This is a genomic window from Corynebacterium sp. ACRQK, assembly GCF_022345965.1.
In the GTDB taxonomy this organism is placed as follows: Bacteria; Actinomycetota; Actinomycetes; order Mycobacteriales; family Mycobacteriaceae; genus Corynebacterium.
Genome location: NZ_JAKRMU010000001.1, coordinates 131,105 through 148,826, shown reverse-complemented (window position 1 = coordinate 148,826; position 17,722 = coordinate 131,105). Strand labels below are relative to the sequence as shown.

16 protein-coding genes are annotated in these 17,722 nt (G+C 64.4%); 14 read left to right on the top strand and 2 right to left on the bottom strand.

Annotation, left to right across the window (positions count from 1 at the left end; translation table 11 throughout):
* Nucleotides 1-4 precede the first annotated feature (4 nt).
* From ribD to secG, 14 genes are all read left to right on the top strand, one after another.
* The gene (ribD, locus tag MHX63_RS00700) at nt 5-1,069 is read left to right on the top strand and encodes a bifunctional diaminohydroxyphosphoribosylaminopyrimidine deaminase/5-amino-6-(5-phosphoribosylamino)uracil reductase RibD (RefSeq protein ID WP_239386746.1); all 1,065 of its coding nucleotides are present in this window, start codon (nt 5-7) and stop codon (nt 1,067-1,069) included.
* A gap of 66 nt (nt 1,070-1,135) precedes the next feature.
* Nucleotides 1,136-1,768: a riboflavin synthase gene (locus MHX63_RS00695; RefSeq protein WP_239386744.1), complete on the top strand. Its 633-nt coding sequence runs from the start codon at nt 1,136-1,138 to the stop codon at nt 1,766-1,768.
* 18 nt (nt 1,769-1,786) lie between these two features.
* Complete coding sequence (locus tag MHX63_RS00690) at nt 1,787-3,040, top strand: bifunctional 3,4-dihydroxy-2-butanone-4-phosphate synthase/GTP cyclohydrolase II (protein ID WP_239386742.1); 1,254 nt, start codon at nt 1,787-1,789, stop codon at nt 3,038-3,040.
* An 86-nt stretch (nt 3,041-3,126) separates the two neighbouring features.
* The gene (gene ribH / locus MHX63_RS00685) at nt 3,127-3,555 is read left to right on the top strand and encodes a 6,7-dimethyl-8-ribityllumazine synthase (RefSeq protein ID WP_080561529.1); all 429 of its coding nucleotides are present in this window, start codon (nt 3,127-3,129) and stop codon (nt 3,553-3,555) included.
* Nucleotides 3,556-3,590: 35 nt separating this feature from the next.
* Nucleotides 3,591-4,046 carry a PH domain-containing protein gene (locus tag MHX63_RS00680; RefSeq protein WP_239386740.1) on the top strand — a complete coding sequence of 152 codons (456 nt, stop codon included), beginning with the start codon at nt 3,591-3,593 and terminating at the stop codon, nt 4,044-4,046.
* Nucleotides 4,039-6,111: an excinuclease ABC subunit UvrC gene (gene uvrC / locus MHX63_RS00675; protein WP_239386738.1), complete on the top strand. Its 2,073-nt coding sequence runs from the start codon at nt 4,039-4,041 to the stop codon at nt 6,109-6,111. Before MHX63_RS00680 ends, uvrC begins: the two co-directional genes overlap by 8 nt.
* Nucleotides 6,112-6,121: 10 nt before the next feature.
* Nucleotides 6,122-6,997 (top strand): RNase adapter RapZ, encoded by an 876-nt coding sequence (rapZ, locus tag MHX63_RS00670; protein WP_239386737.1) that lies wholly within the window; start codon nt 6,122-6,124, stop codon nt 6,995-6,997.
* A 20-nt stretch (nt 6,998-7,017) separates the two neighbouring features.
* Nucleotides 7,018-8,025: a uridine diphosphate-N-acetylglucosamine-binding protein YvcK gene (gene yvcK, locus MHX63_RS00665; RefSeq protein WP_239386736.1), complete on the top strand. Its 1,008-nt coding sequence runs from the start codon at nt 7,018-7,020 to the stop codon at nt 8,023-8,025.
* Between the two features lie 90 nt (nt 8,026-8,115).
* A complete protein-coding gene (gene whiA, locus MHX63_RS00660) occupies nt 8,116-9,102 on the top strand; it encodes a DNA-binding protein WhiA (protein WP_239386735.1) in 987 nt (328 codons plus the stop codon).
* A gap of 159 nt (nt 9,103-9,261) precedes the next feature.
* Nucleotides 9,262-10,269 carry a type I glyceraldehyde-3-phosphate dehydrogenase gene (gap, locus tag MHX63_RS00655; RefSeq protein ID WP_239386733.1) on the top strand — a complete coding sequence of 336 codons (1,008 nt, stop codon included), beginning with the start codon at nt 9,262-9,264 and terminating at the stop codon, nt 10,267-10,269.
* Between the two features lie 163 nt (nt 10,270-10,432).
* Complete coding sequence (pgk, locus tag MHX63_RS00650) at nt 10,433-11,644, top strand: phosphoglycerate kinase (protein WP_239386731.1); 1,212 nt, start codon at nt 10,433-10,435, stop codon at nt 11,642-11,644.
* 80 nt (nt 11,645-11,724) lie between these two features.
* Nucleotides 11,725-12,510 carry a triose-phosphate isomerase gene (tpiA, locus tag MHX63_RS00645; RefSeq protein WP_239386730.1) on the top strand — a complete coding sequence of 262 codons (786 nt, stop codon included), beginning with the start codon at nt 11,725-11,727 and terminating at the stop codon, nt 12,508-12,510.
* A 12-nt stretch (nt 12,511-12,522) separates the two neighbouring features.
* Nucleotides 12,523-15,369, top strand: coding sequence for a phosphoenolpyruvate carboxylase (ppc, locus tag MHX63_RS00640; protein WP_239386728.1), 2,847 nt, complete (start codon nt 12,523-12,525; stop codon nt 15,367-15,369).
* A 139-nt stretch (nt 15,370-15,508) separates the two neighbouring features.
* Nucleotides 15,509-15,748 carry a preprotein translocase subunit SecG gene (gene secG / locus MHX63_RS00635; protein ID WP_005294813.1) on the top strand — a complete coding sequence of 80 codons (240 nt, stop codon included), beginning with the start codon at nt 15,509-15,511 and terminating at the stop codon, nt 15,746-15,748.
* Between the two features lie 20 nt (nt 15,749-15,768).
* On the opposite strand, the gene pgl is transcribed toward secG, so the two are convergent.
* Together pgl and MHX63_RS00625 are read right to left on the bottom strand one after the other, a co-directional pair.
* Nucleotides 15,769-16,602, bottom strand: a complete 834-nt coding sequence (gene pgl, locus MHX63_RS00630; protein WP_239386727.1) for a 6-phosphogluconolactonase — start codon at nt 16,600-16,602, stop codon at nt 15,769-15,771.
* Nucleotides 16,599-17,675 (bottom strand): glucose-6-phosphate dehydrogenase assembly protein OpcA, encoded by a 1,077-nt coding sequence (locus MHX63_RS00625; protein WP_239386726.1) that lies wholly within the window; start codon nt 17,673-17,675, stop codon nt 16,599-16,601. Before MHX63_RS00625 ends, pgl begins: the two co-directional genes overlap by 4 nt.
* Between the last annotated feature and the right edge of the window lie 47 nt (nt 17,676-17,722).

The window sequence follows — 17,722 nt, the reverse complement described above, 5'->3', positions numbered from 1 at the left end:
CTCTATGGATCTTTCTCTTTTTTCTGACGCCCACAGTCTCGGCTGGCAGGCGGCCCAGCTTGCCAGCCCGAACCCGCCGGTGGGCGCGGTGATCGAGGATTCCTTCGGGAAGGTGGTGGGCCGCGGTTTCACGCAGCCCCCCGGCGGGGCGCATGCCGAGGTTGTCGCCCTGCAGCAGGCAGGGGAGAAGTCGCGGGGTGGCCGGGCGATCGTCACCCTGGAGCCCTGCAACCACACCGGCCGCACTGGCCCGTGCGCAGAGGCCCTCATCCGCGCCGGTATCCGGCGGGTGGATTTCCTTTTCGCGGATCCAAATCCCACCGCTGAGGGTGGCGCCGCCACGCTGCGGGCGGCCGGAGTGGAGGTCCATGGCCCCTATCTGCCGCATCCGACGGCCAGCGACGAAGCAAAGCTCCCCGCCTGGTCGGAGATGTACAGCGTGGAACCCTGGCTGATTTCCATGGCCCGGCAGCGCCCGCACGTGTGCCTGAAAATGGCCTCCACGCTGGATGGCCGGGTGGCAGCCGTGGATGGAACCAGCCAGTGGATCACCGGCGAGCCAGCGCGGGTGGCGGTGCACTTCGATAGGACGCGCCGCGACGCGATCCTGGTGGGCACCGGAACCATTGCGGCGGATAACCCGCGGCTGACCGCCCGCGATGCCGACGGGCAGCCGTTTGCCGAGGAGCTGCAGCCCCTGCGAGTCATCATGGGCACTAGCGCCATTTCCGCCGACGCGGCGGTGTTCGCCGCGCCAGGACAAGCTCTGCACCTGCAGACTCGCGATGTGCACGAAGTACTAACAGAGCTCTGGAAGTGCGACGTGCGCACCCTGTTGGTGGAAGGCGGAGCTCAAGTAGCCGCAGCGTTCGTGAAAGCCGACGTAGTGGACGAGGTTCAGTGCTACGCGGCCCCGGCGGTATTGGGGGCGGGGGTGGCGTCACTAAATGATGGCGAGAACAGCCTTGGCCAAACGATCGGGGACATCCGCCGTTTCGTCCCGCGTGAGCTGGAGGTTTTCGGCCAAGATCTGCGTTGGACGCTGACCGCGCCCGGGCGCACCCCCTGATACTGGGATCCGCCCACAGTGGGATAATGTGTATGTAATCACATACACAAAGTTTAAGGAGCGCGTATGTTCACCGGGATCATCGAGGAGGTCGGGCGGGTAGCCGCGATCGAAGAAGCCGGGGATTCTTTAAGGATGCGCTTCACCGCTCCGCGTGTACTCGTAGACGCCAAGCGTGGCGACTCCATCGCCATCAACGGCGTGTGCCTGACCGTGGCCGAGCTCGCACCCGAGGAGTTCACCGCCGATGTGATGCAAGTGACGCTGGACTACAGCGCCTTAGGGCACATTTCCGTCGGCGACCGCGTGAACGTGGAACGCGCCATGGCCAGCGGACAGCGCTTCGGCGGGCACATCGTGCAAGGCCATGTGGACGGCACTGCGACTCTGCAGGAGCGCCGCCCCTCGGAGCACTGGGAGGTGTTCCGCTTCCAGCTGGAGGATCCCCAACTGGCGCGCTACGTGGCCAAAAAGGGTTCCGTGGCGATCAACGGCACGTCGCTGACCGTGGCGGAGGTGGCCGAAGCAGGCGGGTCTGGCTCAAGTGAGGCGTGGTTCGAGGTCTCCCTGATCCCGACCACCCTGGCGGACACGATGCTGGGGGATCTGAACCCGGGCGATACGGTGAATGTGGAATGCGACGTGCTGGCGAAGTACGTCGAGCGGCTGGCACAGCACGGCGCGCAGGACGATCAGTGAGAGGCATAGAGGGCACCAATGAGCACGAGCGAAACTAGCGAACCCCAAGACATCAACCTGGACTCCGTGGAGCGCGCCATCGCCGACATCGCCGCGGGCAAGGCAGTGGTGGTCGTCGACGACGAGAACCGGGAGAACGAGGGCGACCTCATCTTCGCCGCAGAGCTGGCCACCCCGGAGCTGATGGCCTTTATGGTGCGCCACAGCTCTGGCTATGTGTGCGTGGGCATGGATAGCGCCGACTGCGACCGCCTGGGCCTACCGCCGATGGTGGCCCGCAACGAGGACGTCCGTGGCACCGCCTACACCGTCACCGTGGACGCCGCCGAGGGCGTGGATACCGGCATCAGCGCCACCGACCGTGCCCGCACCGTGCGCCTGCTGGCCGATCCCGCATCCACCGCCGCGACCTTTAACCGTCCCGGCCACGTGGTGCCGCTGCGCGCGAAGCGCGGTGGCGTGCTCGTGCGCCAGGGCCACACCGAGGCCGCGGTGGATCTGGCCCGCGCGGCGAACCTGGCGCCCGCCGGCGCGCTGTGCGAGATCGTCTCTGAGGAGGATCCCACGAGCATGGCTCGCCTGCCGGAGCTGCGCCGCTTCGCCGACGAGCACGACCTGGCGCTGATCAGCATCGAGCAGCTGCAGGACTGGCGCCGCCACCACACCCAGACCCTCGAGCGCGCCGTGGAAACCCGCCTGCCGACCGTTCACGGCAACTTCCGGGCCATCGGCTACGTCAACATCATCGACGGCACGGAGCACGTGGCTCTGGTCAAGGGCGATGTCGGTTCGGCCAGCGAGGAGCCAGTTCCGGTGCGCGTCCACTCCGAGTGCCTGACCGGCGACGTCTTCGGTTCCCGTCGCTGCGACTGCGGGGACCAGCTTTCCGCCGCTCTGGACTACATCGAGGCCAAGGGCCGGGGAGTGGTCATCTACCTGCGCGGCCACGAGGGTCGGGGCATCGGGCTGCTGCCGAAGCTGCGGGCCTACGTGCTGCAAGACGAAGGCTTAGATACCGTCGACGCAAACCTGGAGCAGGGGCTTCCGGTGGACGCTCGCGAGTACAGCGCCGCCGCACAGATCCTCAAGGACCTGCAGGTTCATTCGGTCGCCCTGATCTCCAACAACCCGGACAAGATCCACGACCTGGCCAGCCACGGCGTGGACGTGACCAAGCGCATCCCGGTGGAGCTCAACGCCAACGAGGACAACGTGGTGTATCTTCGCACGAAACGCGACCGCATGGGCCACCAACTCGATACCCTGGACTAGAACACGCTAGAAGAAAGAAGGAGCCCCGCACCGTGGCACACAACGGAGTCGCCGACGTCCAGCTCAAGGCCGGTTCTGCCTATGGCATGACCGTGGCCGTCATCAGCGCATCCTGGAATGCCGACATCACCGACCAGCTGCACGAGCACTCGATCGCCGCTGCCAAGGAAGCCGGGGCGCAGGTCTCGGAGTGGCGGGTCGCCGGGGCACTGGAGCTGCCGGTTGCCGTCGCCGCAGCGTGTAAGCGTTTTGACGCCGTAGTGGCGAACGGCTGCGTAATCCAGGGGGAGACCGAGCACTTCCGCGTGGTTTGCGATGCGGTCACCTATGGCCTGACGCGTGCGGGCATGGATTCGGGAACGCCCGTCGGCAACGGCGTGCTGACCGTCGATACCCATGAGCAGGCAGTGGACCGTGCGGGTGGCGTCGATGCGAAAGAGGACAAGGGGCGCGACGCAGCAGTCGCCGCGATCCACACCGCGCTGGTGCTACGCCAGATTGAGCGTGGCGTTTAGGGTCTACCACCCCGGACAGAGTAGGGTGGATTGCCGTGAGCGATAAGGAGAATTGGGAGCTGGAAGTATCCTCGCCCTTCTTGAAGAAGCTGGCGTGGATCCTGGTCGTGCTGATCATGGCGGTGCACGTCTTTATGGCCATCGTCGTGGCTGTGGGCGATACCGGCGTGACGGTGACGAAGGCCGATCAATGGGGGTTCATCGGCATCGGCCTGGTCTTCTCCTTCGTAGCGCTATCCCTGCTCCGCCCGCACGTCAAGGTGAACAGTGAGGGCGTGGAGGTGCGCAACATCGTGAACGGACAGTTCTACCCGTGGGAGATCATCCACGGGCTGTCCTTCCCGCAAGAGGCCAAGTGGGCGCGCCTGGAACTGCCGGACTTCGAGTTCGTGCCGATGATGGCGCTGAACATCTACGACAAACAGCTGATCGCCCAGCGTGTAGAGGATTTCCGCCAGCTGGAGGATCGCTACATGCCTTTCGATGACTAGCGTTTCCTACCGCCCCGAGCCCGGCAGCATACCCACCGACCCGGGGGTATATACCTTTCGGGACGCCCACGAGCGCGTCATTTACGTCGGCAAGGCCAAGAACCTACGCGCCCGGCTGTCCAACTATTTCCAGGATCTCGACCAGCTGCACCCGCGCACCCGGGCGATGGTGCAGTCCGCCAACCACGTGCAGTGGACGGTTGTTTCCAGCGAGCTGGAAGCGCTGAACCTGGAATACACCTGGATCAAGCGCTTCAACCCCCGGTTCAACGTGATGTATCGGGACGACAAGACCTATCCCATGCTGGCGATCAGCGTGAAGGAGCAGATCCCGCGCGCATTCATGTACCGCGGCCCCCGGCGCAAGGGCGTGCGTTACTTCGGTCCATATCCTAAGGCGTGGGCGATCCGGGAAACCCTCGAGTCGCTGACGCGCGTGTTTCCGGTCAGAACGTGCTCGGCTGGGGTGTATAGGCGTCACGAAGCATTGGGAAGACCTTGCCTACTGGGCTACATCGATCGCTGCAGTGCCCCATGCGTCGGCAAGATCACCCCGGAAGGCCACCGCGAGCTGGTGGATCAGTTCTCCAGCTTCCTGGCGGGCAACACCGAGCCTGTGTTGCGCAGGGTGCGCAAGGAGATGGAGCAGGCCAGCGAGAACCTGGACTTTGAACGCGCCGCATCCTTACGTGACCAGCTGCAGGCCATGCAGAAATCCATGGAGCGGCAGGCGGTGGTGTTCTCCGACAACACAGACGCAGACCTCATCGCCTTCGTGGCCGACGAGCTGGAGGCCGCAGTGCAGATCTTCCACGTCCGCGGCGGGCGCATCCACGGCCAGCGCGGCTGGGTGGTCGAGCGCGAGGACTTGAGCGAGGAGAAACTGGTCGCGGACTTTATCACCCAGTTCTACGGTGAGACCGCGGAGCTGGCGAAGGCGACGGAGTCCCAGGTGGGAGGTGCCTCCGGTCCGGAGGTGGACCGGGACCTGGCCCGCGCCATCAACCCGGCCGCCGTACAGGACCTGGGCGATCTGGTGGGCGACGTACAGGTCACACCCGTGCCCCGCGAGATCCTGGTTCACGCGATGCCGGAAGATGCCGGTGGCCTGGCCGCGTGGCTGACGAGCCTGCGTGGCTCCAATGTGCAGATCCGCGTGCCGCAGCGCGGCGATAAGAAGGCGCTGATGACCACCGCGGAGACCAATGCCACTCAGGCGCTGGCACAGCACAAGCTGAAGCGTGCGGGAGACATCACAGCCCGCTCGGCGGCGCTTAAAGAGCTGCAGGAGGCGCTGTGGATGGACGAATCCCCGCTGCGCATCGAGTGCACCGACATCTCGCACATCCAGGGCACCGACGTGGTGGCCAGCCTGGTAGTCTTCGAGGACGGTCTGCCGAAGAAGTCCGACTACCGCCGGTATAAGATCCGCGACGCGGCGGGCGACGGACACTCCGACGACGTGGCCAGCATCGCGGAGGTCGTGCGCCGCCGCTTCAAGCGCTATCAGCAAGACAAGTCCGCGGTGCCCGCGGGCGACGACGCGGGCGATCTGCTGGAGGGCGAGACGGAGCTGGAGGACAGCACCCCGGAGGGCTCAGACCCAGCTGCCGAGAAGCGCAGGTTCGCCTACCCGCCGCAGCTTTTCATCGTGGACGGCGGCCTGCCGCAGGTAAACGCCGCCCAGGAGGTTCTCGACGAGTTGGGCGTCAACGACGTCACTCTGGTGGGCATCGCCAAGCGCCTGGAGGAAATCTGGGTGCCAGGGGAGGAGTATCCGATCATCGTGCCCCGCAGCTCTCCCGCGCTGTACCTGGTACAGAATCTGCGCGACGAAGCGCACCGCTTCGCCATCACGTTCCACCGTCAGCAGCGCAGCGCCCGTATGCGCCGCAGCAAGCTGGACGATATTCCGGGGCTGGGCCCGAAGCGCCGCAAACAGCTGGTCAATGAGTTTGGCTCCGTGGCGAGGGTCAAGGCCGCCAGCGTGGAAGACATCGCCGGGCTTCCGGGGTTTGGCCCCAAGTTGGCGCAACTCATTCACGACGCGCTGAATGCTGGGTAGGATCGGGGGCATGAGCGCATCAACGCAGCAAGAGCCCAGTTTGATCCTGATTACGGGCATGTCTGGCGCGGGGCGTCGAGCCACTGCCGCGGCCCTAGAGGAGCTCGGGTGGTACGTCGCAGACAACCTCCCGCCCGAGCTGATCGTGCGCATGGTCGAGCTCAGTTTCTCTGAGGATTCGCCGATCGAAAAGCTGGCCATTGTCACCGATGTGCGCTCCCGCGACTTCGCCGGCAACCTCACCAGCGTGCTGCACGACCTGCACACCGGTGGCCGCCGCCCGACGGTGCTGTACCTAGATGCCACCGACGAGGCGCTGATCGCCCGCTTCGACGCCGTCCGCCGCACCCACCCGCTGCAGCAGACGGACACGCTGCAAGACGGCATCGATCGGGAGCGCGAGATGCTGACCAGCATCCGCGAGCGCGCCGACATCGTGCTGGACACTACTAACCGCAGCATCCACGACCTGCGCCGGGAGCTGGAGAAGTTTTTCGCCGCAGCCGACCACTCGAGCGTGCGCATCAACGTGCAAAGCTTCGGCTTCAAGCACGGTCCGCCGAAGGACATCGACATACTGTTGGATGCTCGCTTTTTGCCGAACCCTTACTGGGATCCGGAGCTGCGCCCCTTTAGAGGTATCGACGCCCCCGTCTCCGACTTCGTGCTGTCTCAGCCAGGCGCGCAAGAGTTCCTCGACCACATCGTTGGGCTAATCCATTCGGTGCTGCCGGGTTATCGCAAGGAGGGCAAGTTCTTCGTGTCCGTGGCCATCGGCTGCACGGGTGGGCACCACCGCAGCGTGGCGATCGTCGAGGAACTGACCCGTCGCCTGGCCGATGATGGTGTGCTGGTAAACCTGTCCCACCGGGACCTGGAACGTTAGGAAGGGGCCGGAGACAAACCATGAATGCTTCCGAGAAACCCGGCAAGCCCATTGTGAACATCGCCTGCCTCGGCGGCGGGCACGGGCTTTTTAACACGTTGCGTTCGGCGCGCACCATCGCCGACTACGTTTCCGCCATCGTGACGGTTGCCGACGACGGCGGCTCGTCCGGCCGTATCCGCCGCGAATTGGGATCGCTTCCACCGGGAGACTTGCGTATGGCCCTGGCGGCATTGACCCGTGACAATGAGCGCGGGCGCATGTGGGAGGAAGTCCTTCAGCATCGCTTCGGAGGCTCCGGGGCGCTGAAGGGCCACGCGCTCGGCAACTTCCTCATCACCGGCCTGGCCCAGGTGATTGGCAGCGAGATGGAAGCCCTCGACGAGATCGGCCGCCTGCTAGGCATCGAGGGGCGCGTGATCCCCATGAGCAACGAGCCGCTGGACCTCGAGGCCGAGGTGTTGGGGCTGGAAGAGGACCCCCGCGAGGTCGTGGCCGTCCGCGGCCAGGTGGCGGTTGCCTCCACCCTCGGCGAAGTGCGCCGCGTAAAACTGTACCCAGAGAACTCGCCGGCATCGAAGGAAGCCGTGGAGGCGATCCGCAATGCCGACCTGGTATCCATGGGGCCGGGCTCCTGGTTCTCGAGTGTCATCCCGCACCTGCTGGTGCCGGAGATCGTGGACGCCCTGAATCAGACAAAAGCCGTCAAGGCCCTGGTACTGAACCTAGTCCCGGAACCGGGGGAGACCGCGGGCATGTCCCTCGAACATCACATCCATATGGTGCGTCAGCACTGCCCGAGCCTGCAGATTGACGTTGTCATCGTCGATCTGTCAACGATGCCAGTGGCCAGCGCTCGGCGTCATATCGATAGAGCCGCAGCAGCACTAGGCGCCAAGGTCATCTACCGCGACGTGCGGGAGGACGACAACCGGGGACGCTGGACCGACCGACACAACCCGGCGAAGCTTGCCGCTGTGTTGCAGGAAGTATCCGGAGGAGTGAAGGACCTGCCAGAGCGGGAATAGCTTTCCCAGCTATAATCAGATGCTTTGAGCACTAGATGCGTACGACCAATCGGGATACAAGAGCCAAAAGAGACAAAAGAAGGGAAGCCCGTGGCACTGACGGCTGATGTGAAGGCAGAGCTAAACCGAGTTTTGGTGACCCGCCACGACGTAATGACCGCCGAGGTCGCCAGCCTGCTGCGCTACACGGCCGCCCTGCACCTGGTGGGCAAGAAGATCGTAGTGGAGTCCGAAGTCGACTCGGCGGAAACCGCCCGGCGGCTGACCGGCATGGTCGAGCAGCTGTTCAAGATCGAGCCGGAGCACCAGATCATCGGTGCGGGTAACCTGCGCCGCCGCCCACGTCACGTGTTGCGCTGGACTGAAGGCGGCATGGAGCTGGCCCGCCGTACCGAACTGATTGACCGCGTGGGGCGGCCCGTTCGCGGCCTGCCGCGGTTCATCATCGGCGGTACCAAGGATCAATGCGTGGCGGCCTGGCGCGGCGCCTTCCTGGCTCACGGTTACATCACAGACCCGGGTCGATCCTCTGCGTTGGAAGTGCAGACGCCCTCCAACGAGGCTGCTTTGGCGCTGGTGGGCGCTGCCCGCCGCATCGACGTGACAGCCAAGACTAAGGAGGCCCGGGGAGTCAACCGCGTGGTGATTCGCGACGGCGATTCTATCGGGCGGTTGCTAATGCTGATGGGCGCCCAGGACACCCGTGAGGTGTGGGAGAAGCAGCGCCGCACCCGGGAGAACCGAGCCAAGGCCAACCGTTTGGCCAACTTCGACGATGCTAACCTGCGCCGCAGCGCGCGTGCCGCCGTCGCCGCTGCAGCCCGCGTGGAGCGCGCCCTGGAGATCCTGGATAACGACGTTCCTCAGCACCTGGCCCAGGCCGGCCAACTGCGTGTTAAGCACAAGGAGGCCTCCTTGGAGGAGCTCGGCCGCCTAGCGGAGCCTCCGATGACGAAGGACGCGGTGGCAGGGCGTATTCGCCGTCTACTGTCTATGGCGGACAAGCGCGCCGAGGAGCTGGGGCTACCGGATACGCACTCCGCGGTGACCTCGGAGCTGTTTAATGATGTGGACTAGTACCCCCGTCCTAAAGGGGGTTAGGAATCCCTGCGAAGCTGATGTGCCGCGGGTACTCTCGGAAGTGTCGGCGTGAGGGTCGAGGGCTTGGTTTTTGAGCCGTGGGCCTTGGCGTCTAGATCGAGGTAAATGTAGACGCTCTGTTTAGGAGATCAACTTATGACTATCCGTGTTGGCATCAACGGCTTTGGCCGCATCGGCCGTAACTTCTTCCGCGCTATCCGTTCCCAGGGCGCTGACATCGAGGTTGTCGGCATTAACGACCTGACCGACAACAAGACCCTGTCCGTACTGCTCAAGAACGACTCCGTGATGGGTCGTCTGGACGCTGAGATCGAGTACGACGACGAGTCCATCACCGTCGACGGCAAGCGCATCGCCGTTTCCGCTGAGCGCGAGCCGAAGAACCTGAAGTGGGGCGAGCTGGGCGCGGACATCGTTATCGAGTCCACCGGCTTCTTCACCGACGCCGAGGCTGCCAAGGCTCACATCGAGGCCGGCGCCAAGAAGGTCATCATCTCCGCTCCGGCGAAGAACGAGGACGCAACCTTCGTCGTCGGTGTTAACCACACTGATTACGACCCGGAGAACCACCACATCATCTCCAACGCTTCCTGCACCACCAACTGCCTGGCTCCGCTGGCCAAGACCCTGGACGAAGAGTTTGGCATCGTCAAGGGCCTGATGACCACCGTCCACGCTTACACCGGCGATCAGCGCCTGCACGACGCTCCGCACAAGGACCTGCGCCGCGCCCGCGCCGCAGCCGTGAACCTGGTTCCGACCTCCACTGGTGCAGCTAAGGCAGTTTCCCTGGTTCTGCCGCAGCTGAAGGGCAAGCTGGACGGCTACGCAGTCCGCGTTCCGGTTATCACCGGCTCCCTGACCGACCTGACCTTCGAGGCTGAGAAGCCGGTCACCGTTGAGGCTGTTAACGCTGCGCTGAAGAAGGCTGCCGAGAACGAGCTCAAGGGCATCGCTAAGTACTCCGACGACGCTCCGCTGGTCTCCACCGACATCGTCGGCGACCCGCACTCCTCCGTTTTCGACTCCGGCCTGACCAAGGTCATCGACAACCAGGTCAAGGTTGTCTCCTGGTACGACAACGAGTGGGGCTACTCCTGCCGCCTGGTTGACCTGGTCACCTACGTCGGCGAGCGCCTTTAGGTCGCTTACCGGCCGAAAGTCCCTTGTGGACGATGACGGGTTCGGCTCCGATCGTCGCACGTTAGCGCGTCGCGCCGATCGAGTCGACCCGTTTTCTCTTATTCATACAAACCCGCTTTAACCCAAAAGATTTAACCCCAGCAGAAAACTTAAGGAGCTTCCCATGGCCATCAAGACCGTTCAAGATCTGATCAACGAGGGTGTACAGGGTCGCCATGTCCTGGTCCGCGCTGACCTGAACGTCCCGCTGTCCGACGGCAACATCACCGACCCAGGTCGCATCGATGCCTCTGTGCCGACGCTGAAGGCCCTGCTGGAAGCCGGCGCCCGCGTCGTCGTCTCCGCCCACTTGGGCCGCCCGAAGGGCGAGTTCAAGGACGAGTTCTCCCTGGCCCCTGTTGCCGAGGCTCTGGCCGAGCGTTTGGATCAGTGGGTACCGCTGGCCACCGATGTCACGGGCGAGGATGCCCACGAGCGCGCCAATGGCCTGGACGACGGTGACATCCTCCTGCTGGAGAACGTTCGATTCGACGGCCGCGAGACCTCCAAGGACGAGGCTGAGCGCGCGGAGTTCGCCGGCGAGCTGGCTGCACTGACCGGCGACAACGGCGCCTTCGTCTCCGACGGCTTCGGCGTAGTTCACCGCAAGCAGGCCTCTGTCTACGACGTGGCCAGGAAACTCCCAAACTATGCCGGTGGCCTGGTGGAGGCCGAGCTCAACGTGCTGCGCAAGGTATCGGAAGCACCGGAGAAGCCCTACGCCGTCGTGCTGGGTGGCTCCAAGGTCTCGGACAAGCTGGGCGTCATTGAGGCGCTCGCTCCACGCGTGGACAACCTCATCATTGGCGGAGGTATGTGCTTCACCTTCCTCGCTGCCAAGGGCTACGAGGTCGGCGGATCGCTGTTGCAGGAAGACATGATCGACACCTGCAAGGACTTGCTGGAGCGCTTCGGTGACGTCATCGTGCTGCCCACCGACGTCGTGGTTGCAGAGCGCTTTGACAAGGATGCTGACCACCGCACCGTCGACCTGAACTCTATCCCGACTGGTTGGATGGGCCTGGACATCGGCCCGGAGTCCGTTAAGACTTTCGCCGAGGTTCTCTCGAAGTCCAAGACCGTCTTCTGGAACGGCCCCATGGGCGTCTTCGAGTTCCCTGCGTTCGCGGAGGGTACGCGCGGTGTTGCTCAGGCAATTGTTGACGCCACCGCTGCCGGTGCATTCTCGGTCGTCGGCGGCGGCGACTCGGCCGCAGCTGTGCGCACCCTGGGGTTGAACGAGGAGGGCTTCTCCCACATCTCCACCGGCGGCGGCGCCTCCCTGGAGTTCCTGGAAGGCAAGGAGCTGCCGGGCGTTTCCGTCCTGGAGAGCTAAGCAGCTCCGTCGTTTGCAACACATAAGAACTGCACACACACAGCAACTATCTAGAAAGAGCTAGAGAGGCATAGACTTTCATGACCGCACGCAAGCCCCTTATCGCCGGCAACTGGAAGATGAACCTGAACCACCTGGAGGCCATGCAGGTCGTCCAAAAGTTCGTCTTCGCGCTGCCGAAGGAATACTACGAGGCCGTTGATGTGGCCTTCATCCCGCCATTCACCGACATCCGCTCTGTGCAGACCCTGGTCGACGGCGACAAGCTGGCCATCACCTACGGCGGCCAGGACGTCTCTCAGCACGCCTCCGGCGCCTACACCGGTGAGGTTTCCGGTGCGATGCTGCAGAAGCTCGGCTGTACCTGGGCCATCGTCGGCCACTCGGAGCGCCGCCAGTACCACGGGGAGACCGATGAGGTAGTGGCCGCCAAGGCACGCGCCGCACTCGATAACGAGCTACAGCCGATCGTGTGCGTCGGCGAGCAGCTGGACGTCCGCGAAAAAGACGAGCACGTCGAGTTCGTCAAGGAGCAGACCAAGGCCTCCCTGGCCGGTCTGTCCGCAGAGGATCTGGCCAAGACGGTCATCGCCTACGAGCCGGTGTGGGCCATCGGCACCGGCAAGGTTGCCTCCGCCGAGGACGCGCAGGAAGTCTGCCACGCCATTCGCGAACTCGTCGCAGAGCTGGCAGGTGAGGAGGTTGCCGGTGGCATCCGCATCCTCTACGGCGGTTCCGTGAAGACCGATTCCGTCGGAGAGCTGGTCAGCCAGCCGGACGTCGACGGCGGTCTGGTCGGCGGGGCGTCACTAGATGGCGAAGACTTCGCGCGCCTGGCTGCCGCAGCGGCTAAGGCTACCGCTTAAGAAGCGATAGAGATGAGCAAAGACACGATCCGCGGCACCGCAATTCCCGTCGCTCCCGAAGAGATTGCCCACCCCGAGATCAACCCAACGGTGCGGGACGATACCCGCTACCTAGGGCGCATCTTGGGTGAGGTCATCCGCGAGCAGGAGGGCGACTACACCTTCAACCTCATCGAAAACACCCGCAGCGCGGCGTTCGACCTGCGTTACGGCGAAATGCCTATCGAGGAGCTCGCCGAGCAGTTCAACACACTGCCGACCGAAAAGGCACTGCCGGTCATCCGCGCGTTCTCCCACTTCGCGCTGATGGCTAACCTGGCAGAGGACCTGTACGTCGAGCGGGTGCGCGACCTCGAGGAGGACCGCGGCAACACCGCACCGCGCTCCACGCTGGCCTACACCTGGCAGGAGCTGCACAACCGTGAGGTGCCGGTGGAGAAGGTCGCCGAGACCATGGCGAACGCTCTGGTAGCACCCGTTTTGACGGCGCACCCGACGGAGACTCGCCGGCGGACCGTGTTCGACGTGCAGACCGACATCATGAAGATGATGCGCCGCCGCGCACGTGTGCTCAAGGAGCTGAAGCTCAACCCCGAGTCGGTGCGTTCCTCCCGCCAGCTGGCCGAGATCGAGCTGGTCATTCGGCGCCGGATGACGCTGCTGTGGCAGACCTCCCTGATCCGCAGCGTGCGTCCGCGCATCGAGGACGAGATCAAGGTGGGGCTCCGCTACTACGGCATCAGCCTGCTCAGCGAGATCCCGGCCATCAACCGCCGCGTGAACGAGCACATGAAGGAGCAGTACGGAGACGTGGTGCCCCGCACCGCGGTCGTGCGCCCCGGCTCGTGGATCGGCGGTGACCACGACGGCAATCCGTACGTGACGGCGGAAACGGTGGGCATCGCCACGACCTTCGCCGCGCGCACAATCTTCGACCACTACCAGAAGACCATCTACGCGCTGGAGCACGAGCTCAGCCTGTCCTCCAAGTTCATTGACACGACCGAAGCGCTGAAACAGCTGGCCGACCGTGGGGGCAACGACGTGCCTTCCCGCGTGGACGAGCCCTTCCGCCGCGCCCTCCACGGTATGCGTGGGCGCGTGGCTGCCACGGCCAAGCACACCCTGGGAGAGCCGGTGGTCTCCGGCGGCATCCACAAGGGCCACGAGCCCTATGCCAACCCGGCGGAGCTGCTGGCGGACATCGACACGGTCGACGAGGCTCTGCGTCACTCCATGGACGACCTGCTGGCTGATCACACCCTGGCGGACCTGCGGGAAGCCGTGGAGACCTTCGGCTTCAACCTGTACTCGCTGGACCTGCGCCAGAACTCCGAGAGCTTCGACAATGTACTGACGGAAGTTTTCGCCCGCGCGGGCGTGGCCGAAAATTACGCCGAGCTGGACGAGGACGCGAAGGTGGAGCTGCTGCTGACCGAGCTGGCCAGCCCGCGGCCCCTAGCCGACCCGGAGGCCACATGGTCGGAGGAGGCCGACCGTGAGCTCGGCATCTTCCGCGCGGCCGCGAGGGCCGCTAAGAAGTTCGGCGCGGAAGTGGTGCCGCACTGCATCATCTCTATGGCCTCGTCCGTCTCCGACGTGATCGAGCCGATGATCCTGCTAAAGGAAGTCGGGCTGATCCAGGCGAACGGCGAGCACCCGCAGGGATCCGTGGACATCATCCCGCTGTTCGAGACCATCGACGACCTCGCCGGTGGTGCGGACATCATGCGCCAGCTCTGGCAGTTGCCGCTGTACCGCAACTACGTGGCGAGTCGCGGGGATATCCAGGAGATCATGCTTGGCTACTCCGATTCCAACAAGGACGGGGGCTACTTCGCCGCCAACTGGGCGCTCTACGACGCGGAGTTGGCGCTGGTCGAGGCTTCCCGTGAGGCCGGGCTGTTCCTGCGCCTGTTCCATGGACGTGGCGGCACCGTCGGCCGCGGCGGCGGTCCATCCTACGATGCAATCCTGGCGCAACCGAAGGGTGCGGTCCAAGGCGCGGTGCGCATCACCGAGCAGGGTGAGATCATTTCCGCCAAGTACGGAGACCCCGCGAACGCCTCCCGCAACCTGGAGGCTCTCGTGGCCGCCACTCTGGAGGCCAGCCTGCTGCCCGTCGACGACCTCGACGATCCCGAAGTGGCCTTCGAGACCATGCGGCAGATCGCGGAGGAGTCTAGGAAGGCTTACTCCGCGCTGATGCACGAGGACCCGGGCTTCATCGAGTACTTCACCACCTCCACGCCGCTGGCGGAGATCGGCAGCCTGAACATCGGCTCTCGCCCCTCCTCGCGCAAGCAGACCACCGCGGTTACGGATCTGCGCGCCATCCCGTGGGTGCTCAGCTGGTCGCAGTCGCGCGTGATGCTGCCCGGTTGGTTCGGCGTGGGCAGTGCCCTGAAGTGTTGGATCGAGGATGGTTCTTCTGTTTCTGGTGACGCCACCTCGCGCCTCAACTACCTGCGGGAGCTCCACAGGCGCTGGCCTTTCTTCGACTCGGTGCTTTCTAATATGGCCCAGGTGATGTCTAAGGCGGACCTTTCCATCGCGCAGCTGTACTCCGAGCTGGTGGGCGATAGGGAGGCGGCGGAGCGCATCTTCGACGTGATCGTCGAGGAGTACAAGCTGACCGTGGAGATGTTCCTGCAGATCACCGAGCGGGAAACTCTGCTGGCGGACAACCCGGAGCTGGTCAGCTCCGTGCGTAACCGCTTCCCGTACCTGGTCCCGTTGAACCTGCTGCAGGTGGAGCTTTTGCGCCGCTTCCGCGCCGGCGACGATTCCGATAGCGTGCGTTCGGGCATCCAGCTGACGATGAACGGTTTGGCCACCGCGCTGCGCAACTCGGGTTAGGTAACTCGAGCTAGCAAGGGGGCTAGAACGCCGCACCCCGCGTGGCAGGTTGTCACGCGGGGCCTACAGCGGGTAAATTCATGGTGTTAATTGAAAGTTGTAGTAAGTCGATTTCAAAAGAAGAGTTGAGGGTAGGGCATTGATCCTAACGCTGCAGATCATCCTGGTTATCACCAGCTTGCTGATGGGCCTTTCCGTGTTGCTGCACAAGGGTAAGGGCGGCGGCCTGTCCAGCCTGTTCGGTGGCGGCATGCAGTCCAACCTGTCCGGTTCCACCGTGGCGGAGAAGAACCTGGATCGCCTGACCGTGGGCACCGCAGTGATCTGGCTGCTGGCCCTGGTCGGCCTGAACCTGGTTCTGCACTACGGCCTGGCCTAAAAGCCAGACCGCTTAACAACTTAACGCAGTGGGTTGGCGGCCTCGTCAACCCACAGCAGCGTCGCCTTCGTTCCGGAGGCCAAAGCTGCGGGCCATTCGGCGCCATTGCCGCCGTTGAACACCTGGCCCGCAGCTTCTTTCTTTTCCTCACCGCTGACTAGCAGCCACACCTGTCGGGAGCGGTTGACCGCCTGCATGGTCAGGCTGATGCGCTCCGCCGGGGGCTTCGGACACTCGCGCACCGCCACTACCGAACCCTCGGCGTGCAGTAGCGCGTCAGTGTGCGGGAACAGCGAATTGATGTGCCCCTCTGGCCCCATTCCCAGCAGGTGGATATCGAAGCCCTCGGGAGCCACCTGATCCACCGTCTTGCCGTAGAACTCCGCGGCGGCATCCAGCGCCGGGCCGTCAGGTTCCTCGCCGGCGGCCAGGGCCGGAACACGGAATACGTTCAGCGAAGGGATGTTCACGTGGCGCAGCAGGGCATCGAAGGCCTGCTTGTCGTTGCGCTCCGCGTCGCCGGCGGCCAGGAAGCGCTCGTCACCGAAGAAGACATATACCTGGGACCAGTCGATCGCGGTGACGGGGAAGTCCTCCGCCGTCTGCTGCGCCGCATGGTCCAGGGCGGCGATCTCCGCCAGGGTGGCGATGCCTGCGCCGCCGCCGGTGAGCACCACGCGGACGATGCCGTCGCCCGTTACAGTGTCCCCGGTGCGCTGCAGTTCTGCCACAGTGTTGATGAATTCGCGGGCTGCGGCTGTTGCCAGGTCCTGCTTGTTGTCGCGGGGGCGCAGCTCCACCCCGGTCTTGTCGCTGACGACAGCGGTACGGCGGTTATTCTGCGTGGGCTTCATCGTAAAGACTCCTGACCATCGAAGGTGTTATAGGTTTCGCGGGCATCGCGGGAGGTCCAGCGGTCCAGCTTGTCCTCCTGCGGGCTGGGGGATTGCACGCCACGATACTGGGAAGTGCGGGGACCACGATCCGGTCGATTCACCCGCACCAGGCCGCGGAGGGCATGGCCGAAGGCGTAGTCGGGGTCCAGGTGACGCAGCTCCTCGGCCAAGCAATCGGCCAGCGCACGCCTGCCGAGGGTGACCATAGACTTCTGGTCGCCGACGGTCAGCGATACCGTGTTGGCGTCAATAACTTCAACCTCAATGGCCCCCACCTGGCGATACAGCACCGCCTTTTCGATAGAGATCTGGCGATTGCCTTCGACGTCCTCGGCATAGTGACCATCGACCGTAACGTGCCTGGTCAACGGAACATCCAGACGCTCCGCCAGCCAACCGGCGGCAATGTCTACAGACGGGTCGTGTTTCGGCCCCCACACCTCGGCGGACACGATTGGGTGGTGCGGCGGCTGATCCAGTGCGGAGGCCAGCAGTCCGCGCCACAGGGTGATGCGGCTCCACACCATGTCCGAATCTCCGCGGGTATACGTCATACGGCGGCGGTAGAGGGCATCCTCGTCCTCGTCCGTGAGCGAGTCGGTGATGCGGCGGGTCGCCAGCGCGCCGATGGGGTCGGCCGCCGGATTACGCGGGCCAGTGCCTGGCCACCAGGCCACGATCGGAGTGTCGGGCAGCAGCAGGGGAGTCACGACGGAGGCGCGGTTGGCGGACAACTCGCCGTGCAGGTGCATAATGATGATCTCGGAGGCGCCGGCATCGCCACCGATACGCAGCTGCGCGTCCAGCATGGACTCTTCGCTGCGATGCATAACCAGCACAATCACGCGAGCGGGGTGCTCGCGGGAGGCGTCGTGGGTGGAGGTGATAATGCGGTCGAGGTCATCGTCCTCGCTAGTCACGACGATAAGCGTAAGCACGCGGCCGCTCGTGACGTCGCCGCGTTCCTCACGCAACGCACGGATGCGCCGCTCGATGTCTTTAGTCTTGGTGTTCGGTAGGTCGATGATCATAGGCGTTTAGTGAGCGCTCCTCGCGCGGTCAGAGGGGTAGGTGGGGG

Coding starts and splice junctions, on each gene's coding strand:
- ribD (WP_239386746.1), top strand. CDS start 5: ATGGATCTTTCTCTTTTTTCTGACGCCCACAGTCTCGGCTGGCAGGCG.
- MHX63_RS00695 (WP_239386744.1), top strand. CDS start 1,136: ATGTTCACCGGGATCATCGAGGAGGTCGGGCGGGTAGCCGCGATCGAA.
- MHX63_RS00690 (WP_239386742.1), top strand. CDS start 1,787: ATGAGCACGAGCGAAACTAGCGAACCCCAAGACATCAACCTGGACTCC.
- ribH (WP_080561529.1), top strand. CDS start 3,127: ATGACCGTGGCCGTCATCAGCGCATCCTGGAATGCCGACATCACCGAC.
- uvrC (WP_239386738.1), top strand. CDS start 4,039: ATGACTAGCGTTTCCTACCGCCCCGAGCCCGGCAGCATACCCACCGAC.
- rapZ (WP_239386737.1), top strand. CDS start 6,122: ATGAGCGCATCAACGCAGCAAGAGCCCAGTTTGATCCTGATTACGGGC.
- yvcK (WP_239386736.1), top strand. CDS start 7,018: ATGAATGCTTCCGAGAAACCCGGCAAGCCCATTGTGAACATCGCCTGC.
- gap (WP_239386733.1), top strand. CDS start 9,262: ATGACTATCCGTGTTGGCATCAACGGCTTTGGCCGCATCGGCCGTAAC.
- pgk (WP_239386731.1), top strand. CDS start 10,433: ATGGCCATCAAGACCGTTCAAGATCTGATCAACGAGGGTGTACAGGGT.
- tpiA (WP_239386730.1), top strand. CDS start 11,725: ATGACCGCACGCAAGCCCCTTATCGCCGGCAACTGGAAGATGAACCTG.
- ppc (WP_239386728.1), top strand. CDS start 12,523: ATGAGCAAAGACACGATCCGCGGCACCGCAATTCCCGTCGCTCCCGAA.
- pgl (WP_239386727.1), bottom strand. CDS start 16,602: ATGAAGCCCACGCAGAATAACCGCCGTACCGCTGTCGTCAGCGACAAG.
- MHX63_RS00625 (WP_239386726.1), bottom strand. CDS start 17,675: ATGATCATCGACCTACCGAACACCAAGACTAAAGACATCGAGCGGCGC.